Origin of the sequence: Rhodoluna sp. (assembly GCF_024641065.1) — a bacterium.
GTDB lineage: Bacteria > Actinomycetota > Actinomycetes > Actinomycetales > Microbacteriaceae > Rhodoluna.
The window spans coordinates 1581-2815 of the sequence record NZ_JAHEDV010000022.1; the positions used below are offsets into that span (position 1 = coordinate 1581).

The following is a 1235-nucleotide window of genomic DNA, read 5'->3' on the forward strand; positions in this document are numbered from 1 at the left end:
TTCGCGCCCTGATTACATGGTTGGCGATCTTCCCTCTTGTAACCCTTGGGTTCATTACTGTGATTCCGGCAATGGGTGACGCACACCCAATCTTGAAGGTCTTTGTGCTGACGCTGATTGTGGTGCCACTGGCGGTCTACCTAGTAGTGCCAAACCTGATGAAGCTTTTCGGCAAAATCGCCGCTCGCAAATCTAAGGCTTAGGCCCAGCTCAAAACTAGTACTTAGCTAATTCCTCAACGCTGGTGAAGCGACGCACGCCGCCATCGGCAGTTGCCTCAACCACAAAGCTTGGCGCATCAACCGTGGTCTTGAACTCAAGTGACAAAATTGCGTCACCGTTCTTCCACTCAAGACGCATTGTCTCGGCATCGATGATTCCCCAGCTGAACTCACCGTTGAACGCATCGTGCTTACGCACACGAGCCAAAGCAATGATGGCCTGAGTAACTGGCTGCTGAAGCGCCTCTTGAATTTCTGCAGGTGTGTAGTTGTGACGGTTGGTGTCGCGCCCCTGACCAGAACGGGCAAAAAGATCGCGGTCATCCATGCCGTTGAACAAACCAACGTAGTAAACCTGTGGCTCTCCCGGCAAGAAGAACTGCACCGCACGCATGATTACATAACCGGTGTCGTTCTTAACAATGTTTGGCAAAGTTGCATTGATCTGGTGTGGCAGTGTGAACCACTGTGGAATCACAGAGGCAATTGCCGAGTGACCATCGGTGTTCTTTTCTGCAACCTTAAAGATGTTTGCCATCTCGTCCTGAGTAATCAAACCAGGGCGCTCGCCGATTGGGCCGCCATCAATCACCCCGTAACCGTCGTGAGTGTCAAGCACGTTCAAGCAGTTGTTTGGGCGAATCTTGAACCAGTCGCCAAGGCGATCAACGGTTCCGGTGAATAGCGAGTGCAAAAGCAGTGGCGCAGTCTGGAAGTCGTAAATCAAATCAACCAGCGGTGCAATGTCTAACTGCTGGGTGTAGTGCGCGTGCACCTCAACCAGAACGCGCATGTCGTAGGAGTGAATCAACTCTGAAATTTCTTTTACGAAATCCAAGGTCTCTTTGGTCATGAATGAGTCGGTGCCCGGAGTCTTAACCGCGTAACCAACCGCATCAAGACGAACAACCTTCACGCCACCAGACTTCAACGCTTCAAGAATGCGAACCAGGTAGGCCTTGCCGGCATCGTGCTTGATATCGATGTCAACCTGCGAAGGCATAAAGGTGGTCC

At 51.7% G+C, this 1235-nt stretch carries 2 protein-coding genes; one reads left to right on the forward strand and one right to left on the reverse strand.

Annotated features, from left to right (window positions below; translation table 11 throughout):
- Positions 1 to 203: hypothetical protein (locus tag Q0L26_RS05680; protein WP_296648567.1), on the forward strand; the 203-nt coding region annotated here is incomplete at its 5' end.
- A gap of 13 nt (positions 204 to 216) precedes the next feature.
- On the opposite strand, the gene Q0L26_RS05685 is transcribed toward Q0L26_RS05680, so the two are convergent.
- The coding region (locus tag Q0L26_RS05685; protein WP_296648569.1) for a sucrose phosphorylase at positions 217 to 1235 on the reverse strand (1019 nt) is incomplete at its 5' end.